Below are 25,637 nucleotides of genomic sequence, written 5' to 3' on the forward strand. Positions count from 1 at the left end.
CCGCGTTTAGAGGCGATAGAAAAAAGGAGGGAACCACGCAATGCATCGCGGAAAAGGAATGAAATTCGTCGGCGATTCCCGTGTTCCCGCGGTGAGAAAACCGAATATTCCAAAGGACTATTCGGAATATCCCGGGAAAACGGAAGTGTTTTGGCCGAACTTCCTGCTCAAGGAATGGTTGGTCGGATCGGTCTTTCTCGTCGGTTTCTTATGCTTGACGGTCGCCCATCCGTCGCCGCTTGAGCGGATCGCCGACCCGACGGACACGACGTACGTGCCGCTGCCTGACTGGTATTTCTTGTTCTTATACCAATTGCTCAAATATTCGTATGCGTCTGGTCCGTATACGGTCGTCGGCGCGATCATCATCCCGGGGTTGGCGTTCGGCGCGCTCTTATTGGCGCCGTTTTTGGACCGCGGCCCAGAGCGCCGTCCTTGGAAGCGTCCGGTCGCGACCGGGATGATGCTGTTGGCGCTTGCGGCGATGATTTATTTGACATGGGAAGCGGTCGTCACACACGACTGGAAAAAAGCGGCTGAACAAGGGAAAATTCGGGCGGAAGTGAAAATTGACACGAACGCGGAAGGCTATAAAATCGCCCAAGCGAACACATGTACATCGTGCCACGGACAAAACTTGTCCGGCGGTGCTGGTCCGTCGCTCATCGGCACCGGCTTGAAACCGGAAGAAATCGCGAAAATCGCGAGAGAAGGGAAAGGCAACATGCCGCCCGGCGTCTTTAAGGGCACGGATGAAGAGTTGAAAAAACTGTCCGAATTCATCGCTGGACTGAAAGCGGAATAATCGTTTCGACACGAAAAAGCTGACTCGCGTTAGTCAGCTTTTTTCGTGCCAACATGAAACCGAGGCGAGGTGCAGATGATGGCATGGCTTTATGCGCTGTTGGCTTCCCGGCCGGTTGTTTGGCTGCTCTTGTTCGTCAACGCGGCCGGCACCATCTATGGATATTATTGGTATCGTTATCAACTTGCCGATACGCCGCCCATCTTTTTGCCGTTTGTTCCCGACAGTCCGACGGCGAGCCTTTTTTTTCTTGTCGTCCTTGTGGCATGGCTTTTCGGCAGGTCGACGCCGCTTTTTGAAGCGTTGGCTTTGGTGACGCTTGTTAAGTATGGAATTTGGGCGGTCGTTATGAATGTGCTCGTTTGGCGCGTCACCGGCACGCTCGATTGGGCCGGGTGGATGCTGATCGTTTCGCACGGGGCGATGGCGATCGAAGGAATGCTGTACGCCCGGTTTTATCGATTCCGCTTCCTTCACCTTATGCTGGCGGCCGTGTGGACGCTGCATAACGATGTCATCGACTACGTTTTTGGCATGATGCCGCGCTATAGTGTGCTGGCTGACTACGCCAACGAAATCGGCTATTTTACGTTTTGGTTGAGCATCGCATCGATTGCCGCTGCGTATCAGCTTGGCGTCCGCCTCCGGCGCCAGCCGCTTCTGCCGGGCGGCATGTCTTTCCGGCAGGCATCAGAGTAGAGCGTTGAACACAAGGAGGAACGTTGGGCGGCAGCTTTCTATTATAGATGCAACGAAGAAGTTTAACATATCCTTGACGGAAAAGCGGTTTGTCCATTTTCGACTGTCGAAGGCAAGCCACAGGCTTGCCTCCGTCACGCCAAGGCGTGACGGAAGACCGAACAACCGCCTGCCCTAAAGACCCATATATGGGTCTTTAAGCGGCGTTGTTCGGTCTCTCGACAGTCGATCAGATACTCGGTAAAAGCTGCAAATGGTAAAGCTTCGAATTGCATCTATATAGCAGTTGCCTGGTCTACTCTTGTCCACTCCTTCATACATTGTACTAGTGGATGAGGGAGGGACGATGATGAAGCGAATCGGGCTAGCCATGTTGTTGTCGCTCGCCTTTTTATGGCCAGCGCCCATTGGCGCGGCTGGACAAACAAACGGTTGGGAGCAGTTGGACGATATTTCCGACGAGGCGCTGCAATTGGCGAAAAACGGTCGTTTTGCCGAAGCAAAAGAAGTGCTCCGCTATTTTTCCAAGCGGTTTTTCGCCCTTGGGGCAAAAGAACGGTTGAAATCGGCCGATGAATTGCGGGCGGTGACCGTGACGCATGAGCAGGCAGTCAAGGCGATGACGGCGCCGATCTCCGCGGAAGACAAAGTGGCGGCGATCACCCAGTTTCGCCTTGTTGTTGACGCCATCCATTCGACATACCAGCCGCTTTGGACGGAGATGGAGCCGGCTGTCATGGAGGCGTTTGCCGCGGTCGAAAAGGCGGCACAACAAGGCGAGCAGAAAGCGTATGCCGCTGCCCTCCGCCAGTTGCTTGACCGCTATACATTGATCGAGCCGAGTGTGAAAATCGACGTGCCGCCGGATATCGCGACAAAGGTCGATGATGATCTTGAGGCGTTGCAGGCCGCCGCGTTTTGGCAACGCGGCGAAGACGAGCAGCGCGAGCAACTTGCCGATGCGCGTCAAGATCTTGAAGCGCTGTTTGCCGGGGTGAAAAAGGACGAAGCTGATCCGTCGCTGATTTGGGTGATGATTTCCACTGGCGGAGTGATCGTGTTGACGCTGACGTACGTTGGCTGGCGGAAGTACAAAGGAGAAAAGGAAGAGAAGCGGGCGCGGCAGCCGGAAGACTAAGCACCGGCGCTTTTTGCGAGGGGGAAACGTTTCCCCCTCTTTTTTGTTTTCCCGTCGCTTTGTGCAAGCACCGCCCCGGCACTTTCAAGCGGCGCTTGCCGGGCTTGTCCCGGTTGGGCTTTCGCGCCAGCGGCTTTTCATGGTTCCAGCGGCCGCTTTTGTTCATCGAGCGTAAACCCTTCGCCGAGCACATCATGCACATCGGTGACGGCGACGAACGCATGCGGATCAACGGATATAATGACACTTTTTAAGCGCGGCAGTTCGTTTTTGGCGACGACGCAATACAAGACGTCGCGGTCGCGCTTCGTATACGAGCCGCGCCCTTTCAGCACGGTGACGCCGCGCTCCATCTCTGTCAAGATCCGGTTGGCGATCTCTTCGCTTTTTTCTGAGATGATGGTCGCCCCTTTTGCCGCATAGCCGCCTTCCTGCAGAAAATCAATGACCCGGGCGGCGATAAAGACGGCGACCAACGTATACATCGCCTCGCGGTATGACAGGTAAAGAAGAAGCGACAATGTGATGACGGTGGCGTCAAAGGCAAACATCGTTTTGCCCATGCTGATGCCTTTATATTTATGGACGAGGCGCGCGATAATATCGACGCCTCCGGTTGTGCCGCCGTAGCGGAAAATAATGCCGAGGCCGACGCCGATAAAGACGCCGGCAAACAAGGCGGCGAGCGTCATGTCATGTCGAAGCGGCATATGAATCATGTAGCGTTGAAAGATGGACAAAAAGACGGAAACGGCGACCGTGCCGATGACGGTATAGAGAAACGTTTGGCGGCCGAGCAGCTTCCAGCCGATGAAAAAGAGCGGAATGTTGAGCGCCAAGTTGGTGATCGCTGGATCCAGTCCGAACAAAAAATAAAGAAGAAGCGTAATGCCGGTAAACCCGCCTTCCGCCAAATTGTTTTGCATGTTGAAATGAACGAGCCCGAAGGCGAAAATAGCGGCGCCAAGCAAAATAAACAGGCAGTTTTTGATCTTTAGTCCAAAAATCATACCGTCCCTCCGTCCGCAAAAATAGTCGGCGCCCTTAATTATAGAGGAACTTGTCCATATAGGCAATGACGAGCGAAAACGGGCGGATTGACAGCGGGCGAAAACATTTGTCAAATGCGCCGCTTTTCGCTAACATGAAAACAGACGAGGTGACAAGCCATGCAGGAGAAAACGATGAAACAAATGCAACAGGAAGTGGATGACTATATCAGTCAATTCAAAGAAGGCTATTTCAGCCCGCTCGCCATGCTGGCGCGGCTGACGGAAGAGCTCGGCGAGCTGGCGCGCGAGGTGAACCATTACTACGGGGAAAAACCGAAAAAGGCGACCGAACAAGAAAAAACGGTGGAAGAAGAGCTGGGCGATTTGCTGTTTGTGCTCATTTGCTTCGCCAATTCGCTCGGCATTGATTTGCAGGCGGCGCACGACCGGGTGATGGACAAGTTTCGCACCCGCGACCGCGACCGCTGGACGCGGAAGGAGGAAGGATCATGACGATTCGCATTGTCATCGCGGGGCCGCGCGGCCGCATGGGCCGAGAAGCGGTTGCGCTCGTGCAGCAAACCGATCACTTTGAACTGGCTGCGGTCATCGACCGCCGTTACGATGGACAAAATTTAGCGGAGATCGACCGATTTTCCGGCGTCAACGCCCCGATTTACACCGATGCGGCCCGCTGTTTTGCGGAGGTGAAGCCGGATGTATTGATCGATTTGACAACGCCGGAAGCCGGAAAGCGGCACACCGAGCTGGCGCTGCGTTACGGCGTTCGTCCGGTCGTCGGCACGACTGGATTTACGCCGGAAGATATCGAGCGGCTCACCAAGCTGGCGGAAGAGAAAGAAATCGGCGCCATCATCGCGCCGAACTTTGCCGTCGGAGCGGTGTTGATGATGAAATTCGCCCGCATGGCGGCCAAATATTTCACTGATGTGGAAATCATTGAATTGCACCATGATCAAAAGCTTGACGCACCGTCCGGAACGGCATTGAAGACGGCGCAGCTCATTGCCGAAGTGCGACCGTCGAAAAAGCAAGGCCACCCGAACGAAAAGGAAACGCTTGCTGGCGCGCGCGGCGCCGCTTACGACGGCATCCCGATCCACAGCGTCCGTCTGCCGGGCTTTGTCGCTCATCAAGAAGTGATTTTCGGCGGCAACGGCCAGACGTTGACGATCCGCCACGATTCGTTCGACCGCCGCTCGTTTATGTCCGGGGTGAAGCTGGCAGTGGAAACGGTGATGCATTTACATACGCTTGTCTATGGGCTGGAGCATATTTTGGAATAGTGTGCAAACTGCGCAAACGGGGGAGAATGGAATGAAAATCGCGTTAATTGCCCATGACCAAAAAAAGGCAGAGATGGTCGCATTTGCGACCGCCTATGCGCCTGTGCTTGCAAACCATGAATTGTACGCCACCGGCACGACCGGCTTGCGCATCCAGGAGGCGACCGGTCTTCCCGTTCATCGCTTCCAATCGGGGCCGTACGGAGGCGACCAAGAAATCGGGGCGATGATCGCCCGCAATGAAATGGATCTGGTCATTTTTTTCCGCGATCCGCTCACCGCCCAGCCGCATGAGCCGGACATCAGCGCATTGATGCGGCTTTGCGACGTCTATGCCGTGCCGTTGGCGACGAACATCGGCACGGCCGAGCTGCTCATCCGCGCGTTGGAGCGCGGCGATTTGGCATGGCGCAGCATTGTGCGCGGCCGAACAAAAGGCGGGGAGGAATCGAAAACAGAAAGGTGACAGCGATGATGGAAACGTGTGACTTGTTGGCGTTCGGCGCCCATCCGGATGATGTCGAAATCGGCATGGGAGGGACGATCGCCAAATACGTACGCCGTGGGTACCGTATTGTCATTTGCGACTTGACGCAAGCCGAGCTGTCGTCCAACGGCACGGTCGACGAGCGGCAGAGAGAGGCGGCCGAGGCGGCCCGCCGGCTCGGTGTATCCGAGCGGTTCAATCTTGGGCTGCCTGACCGCGGCCTTTATGTCGAGGAAGAGGCGATCCGCCAGATCACAGCGGTCATCCGCCGCTGCCGGCCGCGCCTTGTATTCGCCCCCTATTGGGAAGATCGACATCCGGATCACGGGCGATGCGCCCGCCTTGTCGAGGAAGCGGTCTTTTCCGCCGGCATCCGCCGCTATGGCGCCGGAGAGCTTGGCGATGCGCACCGCGTTCGGGCGGTGTATTATTATATGATCAATACCTTTTGCCGCCCGCATTTTCTCATCGATATTAGCGAAACGATCGATGACAAGCTGGACAGCCTGCGCGCGTACGAAAGCCAGTTTCAAAAACGGCCTGGCTCGGTTGACACCCCGCTGACCAACGGCTACATCGAGATGATTGAAAGCCGCGAGCGCTGGTTCGGTCAACAAATCGGCGCGGCGTATGCGGAAGGGTTTTTGACGAAAACGCCGATTCATCTTTCCAATTTGTTTGAGGAGGAGCGATGAAGCTGAAAATCGGGATTGTTTGCTATCCGACGGTCGGGGGCTCCGGAGTGGTCGCCACTGAGCTTGGCAAGCTGCTGGCGGAGCGGGGGCATGAGATTCACTTTATCTCATCGAGCATGCCGTTTCGTTTGAATAAAGTGTACGGCAACATTTATTATCATGAAGTCAGTGTCAACCAATATTCCGTCTTTCAATACCCGCCGTACGATTTGGCATTGGCAAGCAAAATTGCTGAGGTGGCAAAGCGGGAACGGCTCGATGTGCTTCATGCCCATTACGCCGTTCCTCATGCCGTCTGTGCGGTGTTGGCGCGGCAAATGGTCGGCGAGCTGCCGATCATCACGACGCTGCACGGCACGGATATCACCGTGTTAGGCTATGATCCGTCGCTTTCCGATATGATCAAATTTGGCATCGAGCAGTCGGATATCGTTACGGCGGTGTCTGACGCCCTTGCCCGGCAGACGTATGAACTGCTCGATGTGCAAGCGACGATCCATACCGTCTACAATTTTGTCGATGAACGCGTCTACCGTCGCCGGGAAGCGGGCCATTTACGGCGCGAGTACGGCATTCGCGACGATGAACGAGTTGTGATCCATGTCTCGAATTTCCGGAAAGTGAAGCGTGTGCCTGATGTAGTGCGAGCGTTTGCCATCGTGCGCCGGCACGTGCCAGCCAAGCTCTTGCTTGTCGGCGACGGTCCGGAAATGACCGTCGTCTGCCGGCTTGTGAAAGAGCTTGGGCTGCAAGATGATGTCCGCTTTTTAGGAAAACAGGATAAACTCGAAGAGCTGTATTCGATCAGTGATGTGATGATGCTTTTGTCGGAAAAAGAAAGCTTCGGGCTCGTATTGCTTGAAGCGATGGCGTGCGGCGTTCCGTGCATCGGCACGGCCATCGGCGGGATTCCGGAAGTGATTGAGGATGGGAAAACCGGGTTTTTATGCCCGCTTGGCGATGTCAAAGAGGCGGCAAGACAGGCGATGGCGCTGTTGACAGACTGCCGGTTGCACGCTGAGATGGCAAGACAGGCGGTGCAAACGGTCGAGCGCAAGTTCCGCTCGGCCGACATCGTCGGCCAGTATGAACAGCTGTACGCTTCGCTTGCGGCAAGGAAGGTGAAACGATGAAACCGCCGTTTGAACAGGCGCTCGGCATTATCCGACAATTGAAGCGGCATGGCTATGAGGCGTATTTTGTCGGCGGCGCGGTGCGCGACTTGTTGATCGGGCGTGCGATCGGCGACGTCGATATCGCGACAAGCGCTCTGCCGGAAGAAGTGATGCGCTTGTTTCCGAAAACGATCGACGTCGGTTCGAAACACGGCACGGTCGTCGTCGTGCATGAAGGAACGGCGTACGAAGTGACGACATTCCGCACGGACGGCGATTATGAAGACCATCGCCGTCCGGAGTCGGTGACGTTCGTTCGTTCGCTTGAGGAAGACTTAAAGCGCCGCGATTTCACGATGAACGCCATCGCCATGGATGAACGCGGAACGATCATTGATCCGTTTGGCGGACAAGAGGCGATCGAGCGGCGGCTCATTTGCACGGTCGGGGCGGCGGACGAACGGTTTCGCGAAGATGCGCTCCGCATGATGCGGGCTGTTCGCTTCGTCAGCCAACTTGGATTTGCCCTTGCTGAGGACACGAAGCGGGCGATCGTCCAAAACGCACCGCTTATGGCCCACATTTCTGTCGAACGGATGACCATGGAAATGGAAAAACTGCTCGCCGGTCCGTTCGTTGCCGAAGCGCTGCCGCTGTTGGCCGATACCGGGCTGTTCGCTTATTTGCCTGGGCTGGCCGAAAAAGAGCAGCTGCTGCGCTCGGCCGCCGCCTTTCGCTGGCCGTGGCTTACAAAGCGCGAAGAGCGCTGGGCGCTTCTTTGCCGCGCGCTTGATGTCAAAGACATTCGTCCGTTTTTGCGCGCCTGGAAGCTTCCCAACAAAGTAATCGATGAAGCTGGCGCCATTTTGGCGGCGCTCGATGATGTCCCTAGGCCGGAGGCGTGGACGAACGAACAGTTGTTTTTGGCCGGCCTCGAGCGAGCGCTATCGGTTGAAGCGGTGCGCGCCGCGCTTTGCGGCGCGCCGTCTGAACCTCATCATGAGGAGCTCCGCCGCCGCTTTGCGGCGCTGCCGATCAAAACGAAAGGGGAGCTTGCCGTCAACGGGAAAGACGTCATTCGCTGGGCTGGAAAACCGGCCGGTCCGTGGGTGAAAGAGACGCTGGATGCCATCTGGCGGGCGGTCGTCAGCAGCGAAGTCGAAAATGAGAAGGAGCGGATTTACGCATGGCTCATGGAGCGCAATCGGACACACGAAAAAAACTGTTAGAGTTGTTTGCCGAAGCGAACGGCGAGTTTTTGTCCGGGCAAAAAATCAGCGAACAGCTCGGCTGTTCGCGGGCGGCGGTATGGAAGCATATCGAGGAGCTGCGCAAAGAAGGATTTGAACTCGAAGCAGTGCGCCGCCTTGGCTACCGGATTATCAGCACGCCGGATAAAGTGACGGCCAACGAAATCCAGCTCGGCTTAAAAACGGAAAAACTTGGCCACACGATCCACTTTTTTGACGAAGTCGATTCGACGCAGCGCATTGCGGCAAGGCTCGCGTATGAAGGGGCGCCGGAAGGAACGCTCGTCGTCGCGGAAGAGCAAAAGGCTGGGCGCGGGCGTTTGGATCGGAAATGGTTTTCCCCAAAAGGGACGGGCATTTGGATGAGCCTCATTTTGCGGCCGGCCATCCCGCCGCAGCGGGCGCCGCAGCTGACACTGCTTGCCGCGGTGGCCGTCAGCCAGGCGATTCAGGAAGTGACCGGGCTTGTCCCAGACATTAAATGGCCGAATGACATTTTGCTTGACGGCAGAAAGTGCGTCGGCATTTTAACGGAGCTGCAAGCCGACCCTGACCGCGTCCATTCGGTCATCATCGGCATCGGCATCAACGTCAACCAAACGATCGAGCAGTTTCCGGAGGATATCCGGGCCATCGCGACATCGCTGGCCATTGAAAAGGGCGGGCCCGTAAAGCGCGCCCCGCTCATTCAAGAAATTTTGTTCCGGCTTGAGCGGCTGTATGAGCAATATTTGGCGCATGGCTTCCGTCCGATTAAGCTTCTTTGGGAAGGGTACGCCGTTTCGATCGGCAAGCCGGTGACAGCGAGAACGCTGAACGGCGTGATTCGCGGCATCGCCCGCGGCATCACTGACGACGGGCTGCTCATCCTTGAAGATGAGCAAAAGAACATCCATTACATCCATTCTGCCGATATTCAGTTCTAATTTGCCACTAGAAAAATTGTAACAATTTTGTTAAAATACAAAGCGAGGAAAAGGGCAGTATCTTTCGCAAGAAGAACTGCACCGAGGCCGACAGCACGAATAGGTGAAGGAAATGATCTGCCTTGATCCTTTTTTGAAGGACTAGGACAGAGGGATGAACGAAACCGACGGCGGTTTTATGGCGTCCTTCTTTCTCAAGGCGGGAAAGAAGGACGTTTTGTTTCGGGCGGTTCATCTCCTCTGCAGTCAAAGAGGAGGGAACGAAAATGAAAGCGAAAACCGATTTTTTCCACATGAAGCAGGCGGGCGAGCCGATCGTGGTGGTGACCGCCTACGATTTTCCGTCCGCGAAGCTTGCCGAGCAAGCCGGCGTCGACATGATTTTGGTCGGCGATTCGCTCGGCATGGTTGTGCTCGGGTATGATTCAACGATCCCGGTGACGGTCGATGATATGATCCACCATACGAAGGCGGTTCGCCGCGGTGCGCCGAACACGTTTATTGTCACCGATATGCCGTTTATGTCGTACCATGCGTCCAAAGAAGAGGCGCTGCAAAACGCCCGCCGCATCATGCAAGAGTCAGGGGCGAACGCCGTTAAAGTCGAAGGGGCGGATGAAGTCGTCGACATGATTGCCGCGCTGACGAAAGCCGGCGTGCCGGTCGTTGCCCATCTCGGGTTGACGCCGCAATCGGTCGGCGTTCTTGGCGGCTATAAAGTGCAAGGCAAAGATGCCGAAAGTGCGAAAAAGCTGCTCGATGATGCGAAACAATGCGAGCAGGCGGGAGCGATCGCCCTTGTCTTAGAGTGTGTTCCGAAGCAGCTCGGGGCGGCCATGGCCCGGGAACTCACCATTCCCGTCATCGGCATCGGCGCTGGGGCGGAAGTCGACGGTCAAGTGCTCGTGTATCACGATTTGCTTGGCTACGGTGTCACCCGCGTGCCGAAGTTTGTGAAACAATACGCGTCCATCCAAGAGACGATCGTCGAGGCGTTAGCCAACTACGTCGCTGATGTCAAACTGCGCCAGTTCCCGGAGCCGGCGCACACGTTTACGATGAAGGAAGAAGAATGGGTGGCGCTTTACGGAGGAAAGCAAGGATGATCGTGATGGATCAGATTGCAGCGATGCAGGCGCTCATGCGCCAATATCGCCGTGAAGGAAAGACGATCGGGTTCGTTCCGACGATGGGCTATTTGCATGAAGGGCATACCTCCCTCATCGATCGGGCGCGCGCGGAAAACGACATCGTCGTCCTAAGCGTTTTCGTCAACCCGCTTCAGTTCGGACCGAACGAAGACTTTGCCCGCTATCCGCGCGATTTCGAGCGCGACCGGCGCATCGCCGAACAGCATGGAGTCGACGTCTTGTTCCATCCGGAAGCGGACGAGATGTATCCGGAGCCGCTTACCGTACGAGCGATCGTTCAAGCGCGCGCCGACGTGCTGTGCGGACGGTCGCGCCCCGGCCATTTTGACGGCGTGGCGACGGTGCTCATTAAGCTGTTCAACATTGTTATGCCCGACCGCGCGTACTTTGGGATGAAAGATGCCCAACAGGTGGCGGTCGTCGACGGCTTGATCCGCGATCTCAATTTTCCGATCGAGCTCGTGCCGGTGCCGACGGTCCGCGAGGCGGACGGGCTGGCGAAAAGCTCGCGCAACGTCTATTTGTCGCCGCAAGAACGGAGTGAGGCGCCGGCGCTGTATGCAGCGCTTCAAGCGGCCGCTTCCGCCGTCGAACGAGGAGAGCGGAGCGCAGCGGCCATCCGCCGGATGGTTAGAGAGCATATTGAAGCGCATACGCACGCTGAGATCGATTATGTCGAAGTATGTTCATATCCGGATTTGACGCCGCTTGAGACGCTCGCCGGGACAGTGCTGATCGCTGTCGCCGTCCGATTTGCGAGCGCCCGGTTGATCGACAATATCATGATTGAGTTGCCCAAAACCGGCGAACAAGGGGATGGAAAGGGGGAGCAAGCATGTTTCGCACGCTCATGAACGCCAAAATTCACCGCGCTCGTGTAACAGAGGCCAATCTCGATTACGTCGGCAGCATTACGATCGATGAAGATATTTTGGATGCCGTCGGCATTGTGGCTAATGAAAAAGTACAGGTAGTGAACAATAATAATGGAGCCCGTTTTGAAACATACGTCATCCCCGGCGAGCGCGGCAGCGGCGTCTTTTGCCTAAACGGCGCCGCCGCCCGCCTTGTGCAAAAAGGGGACGTTATTATCGTCATCTCATATGTGCTCGTTCCAGAGGAAAAAATCGCCGCCCATCGACCGAAAATCGCGATTATGGACGAAAACAACCGGATTGTGCAGCTCATCGCCGAAGAGCCGGCGCATACGGTTTTATGAGGGCAAAAAGGGGCTTTCCGCCCCTTTTCGTTTTGAGGTGATCGTTTATGGCAACGCGCTTTGTCATCATTGACTTGGAGACAACCGGAAATGGGCCGAAAAAAGGCGATCGGATCATCCAGCTCGGCATGGCGGTCGTCGAAGATGGCCTGATTGTCGAACGGTTTGCCAGCTTTTTTAACCCGGAACGGCCCATTCCGCTGTTCATTCAGCAGCTGACGAACATCAACGAACAGATGGTCGAAGGAGCGCCGCTGTTTGCTGACAAGGCGGGCGAGATCGCCGCCTTGATGCACGGTGCTTACTTTGTCGCCCATAACGTCGACTTTGATTTGCCGTTTTTGCAGGCCGAGCTTGAACGGGCTGGCTGGCCGCCGTTTTCCGGTCCGACGATCGATACGGTCGAGCTCGCCCGCATCGTGTTGCCGACTGCCGAAAGCTATAAGCTCGGCGATTTGGCGAGGCAGCTCGGCCTCCACCACAATCGTCCGCATCAAGCGGACAGCGATGCGGAAGTGACCGCCAAGCTGTTCATTGCCTTGCTCAAGCGGCTCTCCCGTCTGCCGCTTATGACGCTTGAGCAACTGCGCGGTCTTGCCCGCCACTTGAAAAGCGATATTTACTTGCTCCTTGATGCGGTCATCGCCAAAAAGCGGAACAAGGCGCCGGCCGACCGCGCTGTCGCCGTATACCGCGGCATTGCGTTGAAACAACCGGCGCCGGAGCCAGATGAGAGCGATCGGCGCCCCGCTTTGGCTTCGTTCGCTGCCTTTTGCGAACAGGAGCCGCCCCTTCCGCTTCCCGGCTACAAGCGGCGCGCGGGGCAGTGGGAGATGATGCGGCTCGTTTATGAGGCGCTGTCGACGTCCCAGCACGCGCTCATTGAAGCAGGGACCGGACTTGGCAAATCGCTCGCCTATTTGATTCCCGCTGCTTTTTTTGCCTGTGAGCAGCAAGAGCGGGTCGTCATCAGCACGCATACCCTCCAGCTGCAGGAGCAGCTCATTCGCCGCGATTGGCCGGTATTGCGGCAAATCGCGCCGTTTCCGCTCCGCGTTGCCGTTTTGAAAGGGAAGCAAAATTACTTATCCCTTGACAAGTTCGCTTCGTTTTTGTCGGAGCCGTCTGACACGTACGATGCGGCTCTCTTGAAGTGCCAGGTGCTCGTTTGGCTGCTTGAGACCGACAGCGGTGACTTGGACGAATTGAATGTGTCATCCGGCGCCCGTCTCCTATTGTCCGCGCTTGCCATCGGCGAAGAGGAAGACGGCGGGCGGCATCATTTTTTCGCCCGGGCGAAAGAGCGCTCCGAACGGGCGGATGTGGTCATTACCAACCATGCGCTTTTGCTTCATGATTTGACCGGCCCGGCGCCGCTTTTGCCGCCGTTTCGCCATCTGATCATCGATGAGGCGCATCGGCTTGAAGATGCCGCCGCCCGGTGTTTTGGCGAGCAGATTGGCTATGTGTCGTTTCGCCTGCTGACCGCCAAAATCGCGCAGACGATCGCGAAATGGGTAGAAGCAGAACAGGACGCACCGAATGGGGCTCTTGTCCGTTGCCAGCAACGCCTTGAGGAGCTGCAGTTTGAAGGGGACGAGCTGTTCCGCCTGTTGCGCCGCTATGCGTTGGACAAAAAGCCGGCTCGCGCTGGACGTTGCCGCTATCGCTTTTCGCCGACGGACGAACAGAGCCGGGCGTGGCAGGCGGCGGTGGAGTTATGCTGGCGCCTGCGCGATTTGGCGGCGGCGCTATCCGCTGAAGCGAAGCCGCTTCTATCCGCTGATACGAGTGGCGATTTCCCACCATCCGCCTTGCTGTCGGCTGATTTGGCGGCTCTCAACCGGCAAATGGCTGCGCTCGTGCGTTTGCTGACCGAAAAGGAGCCGGGTGTCGTCCGGTGGATCGAAGCGGACGAAAAAGGGGCGGCGAACGCTGTCCGCCTTTACTCGCAGCCGGTTGACCTTGCTGACTTTTTCGCCGATCAACTGTTTATGAAAAAACGGAGCGTCGTTTTGACGTCGGCGACGCTCACTGTCCGCGGCCGGTTCACGTATATGGCGGCGCGTCTCGGTCTTGAGGATTTTTATCCACTTTGCCGCTCGTTTCCGTCGCCGTTTCGTTACGAGGAGCAGGCCGCGCTCTTCGTGCCGGCGGACATGCCGCTCGTTTCTGCCGTGCCGCTTGAAGATTACGCCGAAGCGGTCGCCGCTTCGGTGCTTGCGATCGCCCGACGCCTCGGACGGCGGGTGCTTGTGTTGTTCCCTTCGTATGAACTGTTGAAACTGACGGTTGATGCGTTGAAGACGGAGGAAGAAGGCGAGCCGTTTGTTTTGATCGCTCAAGGGGTGCAAAGCGGCAGTCCGGCAAAGCTCTTGCGGACGTTTTTGCAGTTTGAGCATGCGGTGTTGTTTGGGACGAGCAGCTTTTGGGAAGGGGTCGATCTGCCAGGTTCAGCGCTCGATGTGCTTGTCATCGCCCGCTTGCCGTTTGCGCCCCCGGACGATCCCGTGATGGAGGCAAAAAGCGAGCGCATTCGCCTAGGAGGCGGCGATCCGTTTTCCGAGCTGGCGCTTCCTGAGGCGGTGCTTCGTTTTAAGCAAGGGTTTGGCCGTCTCATTCGCACTGAAGACGACAAAGGAGCCGTATTTGTGCTGGATCGGCGGCTGATGTCTTCCCTGTACGGCGCGGATTTCCTCGCTTCCTTGCCGCCGCTTTCGGTGCATGAAGGCGCGCTTTCTGAGCTGCTTGACAAGGCGGAAACTTGGCTTTCTTAAAGCGCGCTTTATTTCTCATAAAGATGGACGAAACGGCGCAATCTAAAGGTGTCAGGCGGCAAAAAACCCCGCATGAAGCGGGGGCAAAGAAGCAAATTGGCGTTGACGGTGTAGGCGGGCAAATTTGTTATGAAATGATCGGACAAACCTGCTATAATAGGAAAGAAGCACAACTGCGATGACAGTTTGCGCCTTGCCGTTTGGCTTTGTCGGCTTGGCCGCAGAGGTGCGAAGAAGCACGCCTTTGATGTCACCTTCGCTGTATTTGTATTGTTGCCGGAGCCGCCGGCGTGTATAAGTAACAAAATTTGCGCCGCACAGGAGGAAACGACGAAAATGGAAAGCAAAATCGAAGTGCTCGCTACCGTCAAAGTTCAGCACTCCGACGACTTGTACAAAATTGTCGACTGCTTGAACCGAACGCTAAAGCGCGACAATTTGATGTTTGGCCTTGCCTTGGATGAAAACGACAAGCGCCAGGCCATCTTTACGATTTATCGGACGTGATCACGATGAAAAAGTGGGGTTGGTTCACTCTGCTTTTTTTTGGATTCCTCATTTGGCAGGCATGGTCGATTTATGACGAGGCGATGGCGCCCAAACGGCTGATGGTGGAACATGCATTGGCGCGGGCGAAGGAAGCCGCCGGGCTTGCTGATGTGAAGAAAGTCTATACATATTATGGCGACGAAGCGTGCACCGTATTCATCGGAAGAACAAAACAAGGGAAAGCGGTCGTCGTTTGGGTGCCTGAAAAAAAGGGGAGTGTCGTCGTCAAGGGCGTGGACAGCGGCATCAGCGAGGCGGAAGCGCGCGCCATTTTGCAGCGCGACCGCCGACCGCGGCGCATCATCGATGCGACGCTTGGCATGGAAAAAAGCGTGCCTCTTTGGGAGTTGACATATATTGATGCGCAAGGAAGGTATTCGTTTTATTATCTTCACTTTGCGGATGGGGCCTTCCTGAAGAGGTACAGTTTTCAACAGTGAGGACGTGAGGGGGAAGAAGCGATGAAACTGGCAAAACGGGTGGCGTCGCTGACGCCATCGGCGACATTGGCCATTACGGCGAAAGCAAAGGAACTGAAAGCGGCCGGATACGACGTGATCGGCCTTGGGGCCGGCGAACCGGATTTCAACACGCCCCAGCACATTATCGCGGCGGCCATCAAGGCGATGAATGAAGGGCATACGAAATATACGCCATCAGGCGGGCTGCCGGCGCTGAAAGAGGAAATCATCAAAAAGTTTGCCCGTGATCAAGGGCTTTCGTACGAGCCGGCGGAAATCATCGTCTGTGTCGGGGCGAAGCATGCGCTTTATACGCTCTTTCAAGTGCTGCTTGATGAAGGCGATGAGGTCATCATTCCGACGCCGTATTGGGTGAGCTACCCGGAACAAGTGAAGCTGGCTGGCGGCGTTCCGGTTTACGTTGAAGGGCTGGAAGAAAACGACTTTAAAATGACGCCGGATCAGCTGAAACAGGCGATTACCCCGAAGACGAAGGCGGTTATTATCAACTCCCCGAGCAATCCGACCGGCATGATTTATACGGCCGAGGAGCTGAAAGCGCTCGGGGAAGTATGCTTGGCGCATGGCGTGTTGATCGTTTCGGACGAAATTTATGAAAAATTGATTTACGGCGGGGCGAAACATGTGTCGATCGCCGAACTGTCGCCGGAGCTGAAGGAGCAGACGATCATCATCAACGGCGTATCGAAATCGCACTCGATGACAGGGTGGCGCATCGGCTACGCGGCTGGACCGAAAGACATCATTCAAGCGATGACCGATTTAGCAAGCCATAGCACATCGAATCCGACATCGATCGCTCAATATGCGGCCATTGCCGCCTACAGCGGGCCGCAGGAGCCGGTCGAACAAATGCGCCAAGCGTTTGAAGAACGGCTCAACATCATTTATGACAAGCTTGTGCAAATTCCAGGCTTCACCTGCATCAAACCGCAAGGAGCGTTTTATTTGTTCCCGAACGCCCGAAAGGCGGCGGATATGGCCGGATGCCGCACGGTCGACGAGTTCGTCGCCGCCTTGTTGGAGGAAGCGAAAGTCGCGCTCGTGCCTGGTTCTGGGTTTGGGGCGCCGGATTACGTCCGCTTGTCGTACGCGACCTCGCTTGAGGCGCTCGAGACAGCGATCGAACGCATCCGCCGGTTTATGGAGGCGCGGGCCTAAGGCGCTTTGCGCCAAGGTGTCAGAGTGGAAAGAAAAGGGCGGCTTTGTTTGGCGCAAAGCCGCTTTTTCCGCGTCGGTGGGAGCGGCGGACTGTCGGCTGGCTCCGGGCGGCTGCGCCGAAGGGCGATGGGGAGGGCAGCATCGTTTTGCGCTGCTTTGGCTGGTCGTTGCCGTGACGCCGACGGAACGGTATAATAGCGAATGATGGACGTGTTGATTATTGGAGGGAATCAGTGCGTGAAAACGACGACGATTGCGGAAGTGAATCAATACGTAGGACAACAAGTGACGATCGGCGCTTGGCTCGCGAACAAGCGCTCAAGCGGGAAAATCGTCTTTTTGCAGCTGCGCGACGGCACTGGCTTTATTCAAGGCGTCGTCGAAAAGGCGAACGTCTCGGAAGAGGTGTTTCAACGCGCAAAAACATTGACGCAAGAAACGTCGCTCTATGTGACGGGCACGGTGCGCATCGACGAGCGCTCCCCATTTGGCTACGAGCTGTCGGTTGCCGATTTGCAAGTCATTCAAGAAGCAGTTGACTATCCGATTACGCCGAAAGAGCATGGCGTCGAATTTTTGATGGACCATCGCCACCTTTGGCTTCGGTCGCGGCGCCAGCACGCGATCATGAAAATTCGCAACGAAATCATCCGGGCGACGTATGAGTTTTTCAACGACCGCGGGTTTGTGAAAGTCGACGCCCCGATTTTGACTGGCAGCGCACCGGAAGGAACGACCGAACTGTTTCATACGAAATATTTTGATGAGGATGCCTATTTGTCGCAAAGCGGCCAGCTCTACATGGAAGCGGCGGCGATGGCGCTCGGCAAAGTGTTCTCATTCGGCCCGACGTTCCGCGCCGAAAAATCGAAAACACGCCGCCATTTGATCGAGTTTTGGATGGTGGAGCCGGAAATGGCGTTTTATGAGTTTGAAGACAATTTGCGGCTGCAAGAAGAGTACGTCTCCTACCTTGTGCAGTCGGTGCTCGAGCGCTGCCGGCTTGAACTCGGGCGGCTCGGGCGCGACGTGTCGAAGCTTGAGCTGGTCAAACCGCCGTTTCCGCGCCTAACGTATGATGAGGCGATCAAGCTGCTTCATGAAAAAGGATTGACCGACATCGAGTGGGGCGATGACTTCGGTGCGCCGCATGAGACGGCCATCGCCGAAAGTTTTGACAAACCGGTGTTCATCACCCACTATCCGGCCTCTTTGAAGCCGTTTTATATGCAGCCGGACCCCAACCGCCCCGACGTTGTGCTATGCGCCGATTTGATTGCGCCGGAAGGATACGGGGAAATCATTGGCGGCTCGGAACGGATTCACGATTATGAGCTGCTCAAGCGCCGCCTTGAAGAGCACCATTTGCCGCTTGAAGCGTATGAATGGTATTTGGATTTGCGCAAATACGGTTCTGTGCCGCATTCAGGGTTCGGGCTCGGCTTGGAGCGCACTGTCGCTTGGATTTGCGGCGTCGAACATGTGCGCGAGACGATTCCGTTCCCGCGGCTGCTCAACCGGCTTTATCCGTAAAAAACCCCCTGCAAAAAGGGGGTTTTTTCGCCGCCGTCATGTTATACTATAGTTGAGGTGCATCGGCATGGAAAAGAAAAAGGTGGCCGAATGGCTGGCGCAAGGAAGCATCGCCGTCCCGAAGCTGCTGCTTGGCCACTACAAGCAGCTTGGGTTGGGCGAGGGGGAGCTCGTCTTGCTTTTGCATATGCAGTCGTTTTTCGAAGAAGGCGTCTTGTTTCCGACGCCGGCCGAGCTGGCCGAAAGAATGACGGTCTCGGCAGCGGAATGCATGGATATGGTGCGTCGGCTCTTGCAAAAAGGGATGATCGCGATTGAAGAGCATACGGATGAACAAGGCATTCGCAACGAAAAATATACGCTTGAACCGCTTTGGGAGAAGCTCGTGCATCATTTGTACACCCAAGCCGCTCAACAGAGGGAACTCGGCCGGCAGGAGGAAGAGGAGAGCTTATACACCGTTTTTGAGCAGGAGTTTGGCCGCCCGCTCTCCCCGTTCGAGTGTGAAACGCTTGCGATGTGGATCGATCAAGACGGCCATGAGCCGGCCATCATTAAAGCGGCGCTGCGCGAAGCGGTGCTGTCGGGGAAGTTGAATTTCCGCTACATCGATCGCATCTTGTTTGAATGGAAAAAGAATGGCATTCGCACGATTGAACAGGCGCACGACTACGGCAAAAAGTTTCGCAAGCCGTCCTCCCGTTCGGCGAAACAGACGGCGGGAGAATTTAAACAGACGATCCCGTTTTTCAATTGGCTCGACTCGTAACGAGAGGCGCTGTCTCTCGTTTTTGTTTGTCCAAAAATGGCCAATCGAACCGGTAAAAGGCGTCGTTTTATTCGGGCCAATATGGCAATAAGGAGGAGACGAGGTGCTGACAAAGCAACAAATCCGCTACTGTTTGGATGAGATGGCAAAAATGTTTCCGGATGCGCATTGCGAGCTTTTGCACCGCAATCCGTTTGAGCTGCTGATTGCGGTTGTTTTGTCGGCGCAATGCACCGATGCGCTCGTCAACAAGGTGACGAAACGGCTGTTTGAAAAATATCGGACGCCGCACGATTATATTGCGGTGCCGCTTGAGGAGCTTGAGCAAGATATCCGCTCAATCGGCTTATATCGGAACAAAGCGCGAAACATTCAAAAGCTGTGCGCGATGTTGATTGACAAGTACAACGGCGAAGTGCCGCGCGACCGCGATGAGTTGATGAAGCTGCCGGGCGTCGGGCGGAAGACGGCGAACGTCGTTGTGTCCGTTGCGTTCGGCGTGCCGGCCATCGCTGTTGATACACACGTCGAGCGCGTCAGCAAACGGCTTGGCTTTTGCCGCTGGGACGACTCGGTTTTGGAAGTCGAGAAGACGCTGATGAAAATCATTCCAAAAGAAGAATGGTCGATCACCCACCACCGAATGATTTTTTTTGGCCGCTACCATTGCAAGGCGCAGTCTCCGCAATGTCCGTCATGTCCTCTTCTTCATTTATGCCGTGAAGGAAAAAAACGGATGCGAAAACGGGAGGAAAAAGCGGCAAATCAGAAGTGAACGGAACCGCGAAAGGGCTTGGTGAAGAAGGGCCAGCAGCATGCCGGTCGGTCATGAAAAAACGGATGGCGCAAAAGCCATCCGTTTTTTGGGAATGCAGCTGTTATGGACGGGTGCCAAGACCCGCTCCGGATCCGTTTTTTAACGGCGGGGAGACAGGCGGCGTTCCGCTGTTTGCACCTGTTCCGCCGTTCGTTCCGTTCGTTTGGCCGCTGTTGTTCGTTCCTTGGTTGTTTGTTCCATCCGTTTGGCCATTGTTTTGGTTGGCCCCGCCGCTGTTGCCATTTTCTTGTCCGCCGCTTGCGCCGCCGTTTTGTTCATTGTTGTTTCCCTGACCGTTTTCGTTTCCGTTATTCCCGCTGTTGCCTTGATCGGTGCCGCCGTTTTGCCCGCCGCTGCCTTGGCTGTCATCCCCCGGTTGTTGTGGCGCGGGAGTTTGATCTTCTCCGCCGGGGACATGAACGCTGGCTATGGCCGGTTTGCTCATTCGTTCGCCGTCTTTTGCGTACACGGCGATTGTGTACGTCCATCCTGGCGTCGGATTGGAAATCGTGATCGAACGGTCTTTTGTGGTGATCGTATTCGTTTGACCTTGGCCATCTTTGACGCGCACCTCGAAGATCGTCTCATCGGTTTGCTCATCGTATGACCACGAAACCGAGATGGCGTTCGCCGCTTGGTCGTACACAGCGGTCAACCCTTTCACCGCCGGCAGTTCTTCCGGCGCGTCGTTCGCCGTCTCCGTCGGCTCAGTGCCGCGCACGAACAATTCATACGTAATTTCGCTTTCCGGCGTGTATTTGCCGGCAAGTTTCGGCGGATTTGTGCCTTTTTTGATCGGCAGTCTGACGACGCTCTCCGGCTGCTTGAAGCTTCCGCTGCCGTCATCGATATGGGACATTAAGTTTTTCAACAAGTATTTCGGGATTTTTTGTTCCTCTATACTAAGCTTTGCCGTGCTGCTTCGCTTGCTGAAGCCGACCCAAATGGCCGCCGTATAGTTTGGCGTATAGCCGACAATCCAGCTGTCCGGCACATCGTCCCGGTCAAGGCCGAATTTTGCTCCATCTTTCCCATAGTTCGTCGTCCCTGTTTTGCCTGCGAGCTCAAGTCCTGGAACATTGGCCAATTGACCTGTTCCGGAGCGGATGACAGACTTCAGCACGTCCGTGATCATGTAGGCGGTATAGTCGTGCATCACTCGTTTTGGTTTGGGTTGCAAATCCATTTCCGTGCCGTCCGGGAAGACGATTTTTGTCACGGCATATGGCTTCGTATAGACGCCGTTATTACCAAAAGCAGTGTACGCTCCAGCCATTTGCAGCACCGATACGTAGCGGGATACTCCGCCGATAGCGTAAGGCTCATATACTTCATCAAAGCCCATGCCGAGTCGGTTAGCGAACTCCATCGCCCGCTCTTTGCCGACGGCTTGATAGGTTTTGAGCGCCGGAATGTTGTATGACCACGTGAGAGCTTTGCGCAATGTCACCGGCCCAGCGTATTTTCCGCCGGCGTTGCGGATCGGCGTGCCGTCCGAATACGTATACGGCTCGTCAACAAGAATGTGCGCTGTTGACCATTTTAAATATTCAATCGCCGGGCCATAGTCCAAAATCGGCTTGATCGTTGAACCGGGCTGGCCGACCGGTTGGATTGCGTAGTTGAAGCCGAATTCGATATTGTCGCGATGGCGACCGCCGCCTAACGCGCGAATGGCGCCTGTTTTGGTGTCGACGACGGCGATGCCGGATTGCAAATCCTTCTTATTGGTAAAGTATTTGTCAGAGTTTAATAGCTTTTCTACGTATGTTTGAACGTTTTGATCGAGCGTTGTATAAATTTTCAGCCCATCTTCAAAGACGTTGACGTTCGCTTTGTCGGTCACTTCTTTGATTACTTCGTCAATGAAGGCGTCATATGGTACATCATTTTGCGATTTTTTCCGTTTTGTCAGCATCGATTGAATCGGGACTTGTTTCGCTTTTTCCGCTTCTTCCTGGCTGATAAAGCCATGTTTCACCATAAGCGACAATACCGTATCGCGCCGTTTTTTTGCCGCCTCTGGATGGTCATACGGATTATACCGGTTTGGACTTTGCGGCATGCCGGCAAGCAAGGCTGCTTCCGGAAGAGTGAGCTCTTTCAAGTCCGTCTTGCCAAAATAATATTCGGCGGCGCGAGCGACGCCATAAATGCCGTCTGAATAATAAATTTTGTTCAAGTACATTTCCAAAATTTCATGCTTCGAATATTTTTGTTCCAGCTGCAGTGCCAGCCAAGCTTCTTGCGCTTTCCGTTCCAGCGTTTTTTTGGATGAGAGAAACGTCATTTTGACGACTTGCTGGGTGATCGTGCTGCCGCCTTCTGCACCAAATCCTTCCTTGATGTTGGCGAGGACGGCGCCGGCCAAGCGGACGATGTCGATCCCGTGGTGTTCATAAAAGCGGGCGTCCTCTGTTGCCAAGACGGCATCTTCAAGCACTTTCGGCACGTCTTTATACGAAATGTACGTTCGCTTGTAGCCGCCAAGCTCCGCTACTTGTTTTCCATTCATATCGTACAAGACGGAAGAAAGCGGATCTTTAATTTTGGCCTCATCCAGCGGAGGAGCGTCCTTAACGAAATAGGCGAAAGTGGCAATACCCCCGATGGCGCCAAGGACCATCATCAGCAATATCGCAATGGCGATGGTTTTTAACCACGATCTTCCTCGTTTCGTTTTCGCTTTCTTCTGTTTCGTTTGTTTCGCTGCCTGCTTTCGTTCTACGCGAGAACGATATTCACCAGACATAAGCAAATCCTGCCTTTCTTACAAGTTTTCACTTCAACGGGTGAAGTACACGTTGTCTACTACACTAATATAATCAATTCTCGGCTGGTAGCCAAGCGGAATGGAATGTCCATGCCGTTCGATCTCTTGTTTCGGAATCGACTTTCGTCCGCCGGCTTCCTGTTTGTTCCACCAAGCGATCAAATGAGAGGCGTCAAGCAAATACGTTTCATTGAGCAAAGAAAAACGCAAAATCGCAAAACAAATGCCGCCGTGGGCGACGACTTGCTCCATATGGCGGATTTGATGAGCGTGGAAATTTTTCAGCGGAAACGCCGTTTTGTTTTTTGTCTCTTTCGCCTCAAAGTCGATGTACTTGCCGCGGTACACACCGTTGTAGTCGGTCGTCGACGCTTGCCGGAAGTAGGCTTCGGTAATGACGGCGGCGCTCCGTTTCGGATAGTCGACGCGCACGATTTGCACCGGGGTCGGCTTTTTATGGATGACAGCGATGCCGCGTTCCCGGTAATATTCATTCGTCGCGTTTAAGTCGTCTTCGAGCGTCATGCCGCGATTGGCATAATCGGCCGCCGGCCGGCGCGCGGCGTTCGGCTTGTTTCCGCGATACTCTTTTCCGCTCGGGTATTTGAGTGCCATCGCGTTCATCTCCTTTGAATGGTTTTTATTATACCATACGCTCCGGTCATATGCGCTCTTTTTCTTTTCCTCCTTTCGACTGAAGGCAAGCGAAGGAGGTCAATGTCGAATGGCGGCTGCTTGCCACTTTCTTTGCCGAATTCGTTCTACTTTTGTCGCCGCAGCAGGAGTCGTCCTTCCCGCCGCGAATGGAATATCATCATGCGAGAAATGGGGGAGAGGGAATGGAAAAACGGCTCGTGAAAAAAGAGGAGATCGAAAAGCAGCTGCAGGAAATTGTTGCACTCATCGAGCAGGTCGATGCGAAAATGGAAAAAGTGATCGCCGATGTCATCGAAGAGCGTTATACGCAAAATCAAGCACAGCTCGGGCGGCTTGAAGGGCAGATCGCCGGCGTGGAACAGCGGCTTGAGAAGGAGAAGCAGCGTGCTGCACTTCCGCTTTCGTCGAAACTGTATTTGGTGTGAGCCGGTCGGTATGGTATCATCAAACAGAAGCGCATCGCGGCAAAACGCATCCGTTCTCCGGGCCATAGGGCACATGGGCAAACCGGATTTGCCGGCATGGATAAGGAGGAGGCGCCATGGAAAAAGAGCTTAAGGCGTTGACGAAGCGGCTGCAACAATACAACGAACAGTTGCTTTTGATCGCCCGGCGCGCCCGCGAGCGGAACGAGGAGCCGGATTTTTTTGGCGACGTGAAACCGATGGCCGAAGAGGTGCAGGCCGTTGCCGAACGGTGGAAGGACGCCGCTTCCCGCTGGGTCCGCCATGCGCGGCCGAAATATGTCCATGAGCGGCAAATTGAAGCCGCCGCCGACCATATGGCGAAGCTGTGCGTTGAGGCATTTTATCCATCCGTTCCTGAGCGCCGCATCAAGCAATACAGCCAGGCCGTCGCTTATACGCTGGCGCTTGTCAAGGAACGGCTTGACGACACGAGCGAAGCAGGCAAGGAGAGGCTTTGACGGGGCAGGAGAAAGCGGCCGCACGGAAAAAGGGGCTGACCCAAAACGCGAGTGCGTTTTGGATCAGCCCCCTTTTTTGTTTTATGTGTCTTTGCCTGTTGTGATCGAGACAGGGCCGCCTTCTGCAGTAGCGACGGTGTTGATCTCGTATTCGACCCGCTCCGTATGCTTGGGCGGCGCTGGTTTTCCATGTTTCGGCTTTTCATGGTCATGGCCTTTCAATTTATGGTTAAAGTGGACGCCTCGACCCATCGCCAATCCCCCCTTGCACGACAATTCCTCTTGCCTCTTTAGGGTGGGAAGAAACATCGTTTTTTATGCGTCTTGAGGAACAGGGGCAAAAAAAAGAAGGGAAAAGCTCCCTCATCGTCCTACAGCCCAGCGTATTCCCCTGCTTCATCCGGCTGAGAGGCGCCGGCTTTTTCGAGCTCACGCACGAGATCGCGGTACTCGGCGAGCGAAATTTCCCCGCGCAAATACAGACGGCGGGCAAAATCAAGCAGTTCGTTCGCCTCAGCCGGTTCGCAATGTTTGACCGCCATAAACTTATGCTTTAACTCCGTCACGTTCATTGATGCTTTTCCCCCTTCCCCCTTTTTTACATCGTACCATAAAAATAGGAAGAAAGAATGATTTCGGAAAATTAAAACTTCCGACAAGAGATGACATGTCCGTACACGCCATCGGGCGCCGTCACATATACTAGTGGCAGCCCACCTCTTCGGCCTGGAAGGTTGGTGGCTCATCAGCATGAATGTTGTTCGTTTGCGTGCGAAACAGCGCACGGCCGCATCTTGCCTGTACGAGCCGCTTTCTAGGCAAGGGGGAATGGACACCAACAATGGGGGAGAAGGAATATGCATCGTTACTCGCGCCCGGTTTTACCACCGCCCACGTATGGTCCCTATGGCTTAGGCAGCCATTATCATCCTTACTTCCACTATGGAGGTTCATCTTTTCCATCGGCGCCGGGGCACTGGCCCTTTTTTCCGTCCACCCATGCCGCCCCGCCTCCCCATCCGGCGTCATACCCAAAGCCGGGGCCGCTTTTGCCGCCGCCGCGCCCGTCGTTTCTCGCCCAGTTTAAAAACAGCGACGGAACGTACGATATCAACAAAATGATGAGTACCGTGGGGCAAATGATCAATACGGTCAATCAAGTGAATGGCGTGTTGAAAGGATTGCTCGGTACGTTTAAAAAATGAAACCGCGTCATGGCGCGACGGTCGAGCGCGCTTGAAAAAGGGAAACCGCTCCGCCGTTTGCACGGGGAGCGGTTTTCACGTGTGCGCCCGGCATGGGTGCAGTCTATAGGGTGAAAGTCCCGAACTGCGAAGGCAGAAGTAGCAGTTAGCTTAACGCAAGGGTGTCTGCGGCGACGCAGAATCTGAAGGAAGCGGGCGGCAAACT

The 25,637-nt window shown here is 55.3% G+C and carries 29 protein-coding genes; 24 read left to right on the top strand and 5 right to left on the bottom strand.

Annotated elements, in window-relative coordinates; all coding sequences use genetic code 11:
• Positions 1–40: 40 nt before the first annotated feature.
• The 3 genes from ACVBDQ_RS09665 (at position 41) to ypjB (ending at position 2,642) form a co-directional block, all read left to right on the top strand.
• Positions 41–805: a menaquinol-cytochrome c reductase cytochrome b/c subunit gene (locus ACVBDQ_RS09665; RefSeq protein ID WP_011231675.1), complete on the top strand. Its 765-nt coding sequence runs from the start codon at positions 41–43 to the stop codon at positions 803–805.
• 78 nt (positions 806–883) lie between these two features.
• Positions 884–1,504 carry a DUF1405 domain-containing protein gene (locus ACVBDQ_RS09670; protein WP_446663192.1) on the top strand — a complete coding sequence of 207 codons (621 nt, stop codon included), beginning with the start codon at positions 884–886 and terminating at the stop codon, positions 1,502–1,504.
• Positions 1,505–1,853: 349 nt separating this feature from the next.
• Positions 1,854–2,642, top strand: a complete 789-nt coding sequence (gene ypjB, locus ACVBDQ_RS09675) for a sporulation protein YpjB (protein ID WP_015375261.1) — start codon at positions 1,854–1,856, stop codon at positions 2,640–2,642.
• Between the two features lie 137 nt (positions 2,643–2,779).
• Here the strand turns inward: ypjB and ACVBDQ_RS09680 are convergent, their stop codons facing one another.
• Entirely contained in the window at positions 2,780–3,652 is an 873-nt protein-coding gene (locus ACVBDQ_RS09680) for a YitT family protein (RefSeq protein WP_011231672.1), read from the bottom strand.
• A 159-nt stretch (positions 3,653–3,811) separates the two neighbouring features.
• Here ACVBDQ_RS09680 and ACVBDQ_RS09685 point away from each other — a divergent pair, with 159 nt between their 5' ends.
• The 18 genes from ACVBDQ_RS09685 (at position 3,812) to nth (ending at position 19,830) form a co-directional block, all read left to right on the top strand.
• The gene (locus ACVBDQ_RS09685; RefSeq protein WP_011231671.1) at positions 3,812–4,147 is read left to right on the top strand and encodes a nucleotide pyrophosphohydrolase; all 336 of its coding nucleotides are present in this window, start codon (positions 3,812–3,814) and stop codon (positions 4,145–4,147) included.
• The gene (dapB, locus tag ACVBDQ_RS09690; protein WP_014196195.1) at positions 4,144–4,941 is read left to right on the top strand and encodes a 4-hydroxy-tetrahydrodipicolinate reductase; all 798 of its coding nucleotides are present in this window, start codon (positions 4,144–4,146) and stop codon (positions 4,939–4,941) included. The genes ACVBDQ_RS09685 and dapB overlap by 4 nt, the downstream gene beginning before the upstream one ends.
• Positions 4,942–4,972: 31 nt before the next feature.
• Positions 4,973–5,407 (top strand): methylglyoxal synthase, encoded by a 435-nt coding sequence (locus ACVBDQ_RS09695; protein WP_013144914.1) that lies wholly within the window; start codon positions 4,973–4,975, stop codon positions 5,405–5,407.
• A 5-nt stretch (positions 5,408–5,412) separates the two neighbouring features.
• The gene (gene bshB1 / locus ACVBDQ_RS09700) at positions 5,413–6,123 is read left to right on the top strand and encodes a bacillithiol biosynthesis deacetylase BshB1 (protein ID WP_446663190.1); all 711 of its coding nucleotides are present in this window, start codon (positions 5,413–5,415) and stop codon (positions 6,121–6,123) included.
• Positions 6,120–7,256, top strand: a complete 1,137-nt coding sequence (gene bshA, locus ACVBDQ_RS09705) for an N-acetyl-alpha-D-glucosaminyl L-malate synthase BshA (RefSeq protein WP_011231667.1) — start codon at positions 6,120–6,122, stop codon at positions 7,254–7,256. Before bshB1 ends, bshA begins: the two co-directional genes overlap by 4 nt.
• Positions 7,253–8,467 carry a CCA tRNA nucleotidyltransferase gene (locus ACVBDQ_RS09710; protein WP_014196193.1) on the top strand — a complete coding sequence of 405 codons (1,215 nt, stop codon included), beginning with the start codon at positions 7,253–7,255 and terminating at the stop codon, positions 8,465–8,467. Before bshA ends, ACVBDQ_RS09710 begins: the two co-directional genes overlap by 4 nt.
• A complete protein-coding gene (locus tag ACVBDQ_RS09715; protein WP_014196192.1) occupies positions 8,425–9,414 on the top strand; it encodes a bifunctional biotin--[acetyl-CoA-carboxylase] synthetase/biotin operon repressor in 990 nt (329 codons plus the stop codon). The genes ACVBDQ_RS09710 and ACVBDQ_RS09715 overlap by 43 nt, the downstream gene beginning before the upstream one ends.
• 266 nt (positions 9,415–9,680) lie before the next feature.
• A complete protein-coding gene (gene panB, locus ACVBDQ_RS09720) occupies positions 9,681–10,520 on the top strand; it encodes a 3-methyl-2-oxobutanoate hydroxymethyltransferase (protein WP_446663191.1) in 840 nt (279 codons plus the stop codon).
• The gene (panC, locus tag ACVBDQ_RS09725; protein ID WP_014196191.1) at positions 10,517–11,419 is read left to right on the top strand and encodes a pantoate--beta-alanine ligase; all 903 of its coding nucleotides are present in this window, start codon (positions 10,517–10,519) and stop codon (positions 11,417–11,419) included. Before panB ends, panC begins: the two co-directional genes overlap by 4 nt.
• Positions 11,401–11,784, top strand: a complete 384-nt coding sequence (panD, locus tag ACVBDQ_RS09730) for an aspartate 1-decarboxylase (protein WP_013144919.1) — start codon at positions 11,401–11,403, stop codon at positions 11,782–11,784. The genes panC and panD overlap by 19 nt, the downstream gene beginning before the upstream one ends.
• A gap of 47 nt (positions 11,785–11,831) precedes the next feature.
• Positions 11,832–14,561, top strand: a complete 2,730-nt coding sequence (gene dinG, locus ACVBDQ_RS09735; protein ID WP_096224995.1) for an ATP-dependent DNA helicase DinG — start codon at positions 11,832–11,834, stop codon at positions 14,559–14,561.
• A gap of 336 nt (positions 14,562–14,897) precedes the next feature.
• Complete coding sequence (locus tag ACVBDQ_RS09740) at positions 14,898–15,068, top strand: YpmA family protein (RefSeq protein ID WP_011231659.1); 171 nt, start codon at positions 14,898–14,900, stop codon at positions 15,066–15,068.
• Between the two features lie 5 nt (positions 15,069–15,073).
• Positions 15,074–15,550: a cell wall elongation regulator TseB-like domain-containing protein gene (locus ACVBDQ_RS09745; protein WP_069304381.1), complete on the top strand. Its 477-nt coding sequence runs from the start codon at positions 15,074–15,076 to the stop codon at positions 15,548–15,550.
• Positions 15,551–15,571: 21 nt separating this feature from the next.
• Complete coding sequence (locus tag ACVBDQ_RS09750; RefSeq protein WP_042380298.1) at positions 15,572–16,753, top strand: pyridoxal phosphate-dependent aminotransferase; 1,182 nt, start codon at positions 15,572–15,574, stop codon at positions 16,751–16,753.
• 16 nt (positions 16,754–16,769) lie between these two features.
• Positions 16,770–16,958 (top strand): hypothetical protein, encoded by a 189-nt coding sequence (locus ACVBDQ_RS09755; RefSeq protein WP_023634024.1) that lies wholly within the window; start codon positions 16,770–16,772, stop codon positions 16,956–16,958.
• On the top strand, positions 16,958–18,286 hold the full coding sequence (asnS, locus tag ACVBDQ_RS09760; RefSeq protein WP_042380425.1) for an asparagine--tRNA ligase: 1,329 nt from the start codon (positions 16,958–16,960) through the stop codon (positions 18,284–18,286). The genes ACVBDQ_RS09755 and asnS overlap by 1 nt, the downstream gene beginning before the upstream one ends.
• A 67-nt stretch (positions 18,287–18,353) precedes the next feature.
• Positions 18,354–19,055 (top strand): DnaD domain-containing protein, encoded by a 702-nt coding sequence (locus ACVBDQ_RS09765; protein WP_307894846.1) that lies wholly within the window; start codon positions 18,354–18,356, stop codon positions 19,053–19,055.
• Positions 19,056–19,158: 103 nt separating this feature from the next.
• Positions 19,159–19,830, top strand: coding sequence for an endonuclease III (nth, locus tag ACVBDQ_RS09770; protein WP_014196182.1), 672 nt, complete (start codon positions 19,159–19,161; stop codon positions 19,828–19,830).
• Positions 19,831–19,933: 103 nt separating this feature from the next.
• On the opposite strand, the gene ACVBDQ_RS09775 is transcribed toward nth, so the two are convergent.
• Positions 19,934–22,624, bottom strand: a complete 2,691-nt coding sequence (locus ACVBDQ_RS09775; protein WP_033025733.1) for a penicillin-binding protein 1A — start codon at positions 22,622–22,624, stop codon at positions 19,934–19,936.
• 33 nt (positions 22,625–22,657) lie between these two features.
• On the bottom strand, positions 22,658–23,260 hold the full coding sequence (recU, locus tag ACVBDQ_RS09780; protein ID WP_011231652.1) for a Holliday junction resolvase RecU: 603 nt from the start codon (positions 23,258–23,260) through the stop codon (positions 22,658–22,660).
• 224 nt (positions 23,261–23,484) lie between these two features.
• Here recU and ACVBDQ_RS09785 point away from each other — a divergent pair, with 224 nt between their 5' ends.
• Positions 23,485–23,727: a hypothetical protein gene (locus ACVBDQ_RS09785; RefSeq protein WP_014196179.1), complete on the top strand. Its 243-nt coding sequence runs from the start codon at positions 23,485–23,487 to the stop codon at positions 23,725–23,727.
• 116 nt (positions 23,728–23,843) lie between these two features.
• A complete protein-coding gene (locus ACVBDQ_RS09790) occupies positions 23,844–24,227 on the top strand; it encodes a YppE family protein (RefSeq protein WP_013144929.1) in 384 nt (127 codons plus the stop codon).
• Positions 24,228–24,308: 81 nt separating this feature from the next.
• Here ACVBDQ_RS09790 and ACVBDQ_RS09795 read toward each other — a convergent pair whose 3' ends face one another.
• Together ACVBDQ_RS09795 and ACVBDQ_RS09800 are read right to left on the bottom strand one after the other, a co-directional pair.
• Complete coding sequence (locus tag ACVBDQ_RS09795; RefSeq protein WP_013144930.1) at positions 24,309–24,479, bottom strand: hypothetical protein; 171 nt, start codon at positions 24,477–24,479, stop codon at positions 24,309–24,311.
• A gap of 119 nt (positions 24,480–24,598) precedes the next feature.
• Positions 24,599–24,799 carry a YppF family protein gene (locus ACVBDQ_RS09800; protein WP_011231648.1) on the bottom strand — a complete coding sequence of 67 codons (201 nt, stop codon included), beginning with the start codon at positions 24,797–24,799 and terminating at the stop codon, positions 24,599–24,601.
• A 285-nt stretch (positions 24,800–25,084) separates the two neighbouring features.
• On the opposite strand from ACVBDQ_RS09800, the gene ACVBDQ_RS09805 reads away from it, so the two are divergent.
• A complete protein-coding gene (locus tag ACVBDQ_RS09805; protein ID WP_011231647.1) occupies positions 25,085–25,432 on the top strand; it encodes a YppG family protein in 348 nt (115 codons plus the stop codon).
• Positions 25,433–25,637 lie beyond the last annotated feature (205 nt).

It is taken from the genome of Geobacillus sp. CCR (assembly GCF_052906625.1).

Bases quoted from the DNA above. Each gene is read 5' to 3' on its own strand.
- ACVBDQ_RS09665 (WP_011231675.1), top strand. From the start codon at position 41: ATGCATCGCGGAAAAGGAATGAAATTCGTCGGCGATTCCCGTGTTCCC.
- ACVBDQ_RS09670 (WP_446663192.1), top strand. From the start codon at position 884: ATGGCATGGCTTTATGCGCTGTTGGCTTCCCGGCCGGTTGTTTGGCTG.
- ypjB (WP_015375261.1), top strand. From the start codon at position 1,854: ATGAAGCGAATCGGGCTAGCCATGTTGTTGTCGCTCGCCTTTTTATGG.
- ACVBDQ_RS09680 (WP_011231672.1), bottom strand. From the start codon at position 3,652: ATGATTTTTGGACTAAAGATCAAAAACTGCCTGTTTATTTTGCTTGGC.
- ACVBDQ_RS09685 (WP_011231671.1), top strand. From the start codon at position 3,812: ATGCAGGAGAAAACGATGAAACAAATGCAACAGGAAGTGGATGACTAT.
- dapB (WP_014196195.1), top strand. From the start codon at position 4,144: ATGACGATTCGCATTGTCATCGCGGGGCCGCGCGGCCGCATGGGCCGA.
- ACVBDQ_RS09695 (WP_013144914.1), top strand. From the start codon at position 4,973: ATGAAAATCGCGTTAATTGCCCATGACCAAAAAAAGGCAGAGATGGTC.
- bshB1 (WP_446663190.1), top strand. From the start codon at position 5,413: ATGATGGAAACGTGTGACTTGTTGGCGTTCGGCGCCCATCCGGATGAT.
- bshA (WP_011231667.1), top strand. From the start codon at position 6,120: ATGAAGCTGAAAATCGGGATTGTTTGCTATCCGACGGTCGGGGGCTCC.
- ACVBDQ_RS09710 (WP_014196193.1), top strand. From the start codon at position 7,253: ATGAAACCGCCGTTTGAACAGGCGCTCGGCATTATCCGACAATTGAAG.
- ACVBDQ_RS09715 (WP_014196192.1), top strand. From the start codon at position 8,425: ATGGCTCATGGAGCGCAATCGGACACACGAAAAAAACTGTTAGAGTTG.
- panB (WP_446663191.1), top strand. From the start codon at position 9,681: ATGAAAGCGAAAACCGATTTTTTCCACATGAAGCAGGCGGGCGAGCCG.
- panC (WP_014196191.1), top strand. From the start codon at position 10,517: ATGATCGTGATGGATCAGATTGCAGCGATGCAGGCGCTCATGCGCCAA.
- panD (WP_013144919.1), top strand. From the start codon at position 11,401: ATGTTTCGCACGCTCATGAACGCCAAAATTCACCGCGCTCGTGTAACA.
- dinG (WP_096224995.1), top strand. From the start codon at position 11,832: ATGGCAACGCGCTTTGTCATCATTGACTTGGAGACAACCGGAAATGGG.
- ACVBDQ_RS09740 (WP_011231659.1), top strand. From the start codon at position 14,898: ATGGAAAGCAAAATCGAAGTGCTCGCTACCGTCAAAGTTCAGCACTCC.
- ACVBDQ_RS09745 (WP_069304381.1), top strand. From the start codon at position 15,074: ATGAAAAAGTGGGGTTGGTTCACTCTGCTTTTTTTTGGATTCCTCATT.
- ACVBDQ_RS09750 (WP_042380298.1), top strand. From the start codon at position 15,572: ATGAAACTGGCAAAACGGGTGGCGTCGCTGACGCCATCGGCGACATTG.
- asnS (WP_042380425.1), top strand. From the start codon at position 16,958: ATGGACGTGTTGATTATTGGAGGGAATCAGTGCGTGAAAACGACGACG.
- ACVBDQ_RS09765 (WP_307894846.1), top strand. From the start codon at position 18,354: ATGGAAAAGAAAAAGGTGGCCGAATGGCTGGCGCAAGGAAGCATCGCC.
- ACVBDQ_RS09775 (WP_033025733.1), bottom strand. From the start codon at position 22,624: ATGTCTGGTGAATATCGTTCTCGCGTAGAACGAAAGCAGGCAGCGAAA.
- recU (WP_011231652.1), bottom strand. From the start codon at position 23,260: ATGGCACTCAAATACCCGAGCGGAAAAGAGTATCGCGGAAACAAGCCG.
- ACVBDQ_RS09785 (WP_014196179.1), top strand. From the start codon at position 23,485: ATGGAAAAACGGCTCGTGAAAAAAGAGGAGATCGAAAAGCAGCTGCAG.
- ACVBDQ_RS09790 (WP_013144929.1), top strand. From the start codon at position 23,844: ATGGAAAAAGAGCTTAAGGCGTTGACGAAGCGGCTGCAACAATACAAC.
- ACVBDQ_RS09795 (WP_013144930.1), bottom strand. From the start codon at position 24,479: ATGGGTCGAGGCGTCCACTTTAACCATAAATTGAAAGGCCATGACCAT.
- ACVBDQ_RS09800 (WP_011231648.1), bottom strand. From the start codon at position 24,799: ATGAACGTGACGGAGTTAAAGCATAAGTTTATGGCGGTCAAACATTGC.
- ACVBDQ_RS09805 (WP_011231647.1), top strand. From the start codon at position 25,085: ATGCATCGTTACTCGCGCCCGGTTTTACCACCGCCCACGTATGGTCCC.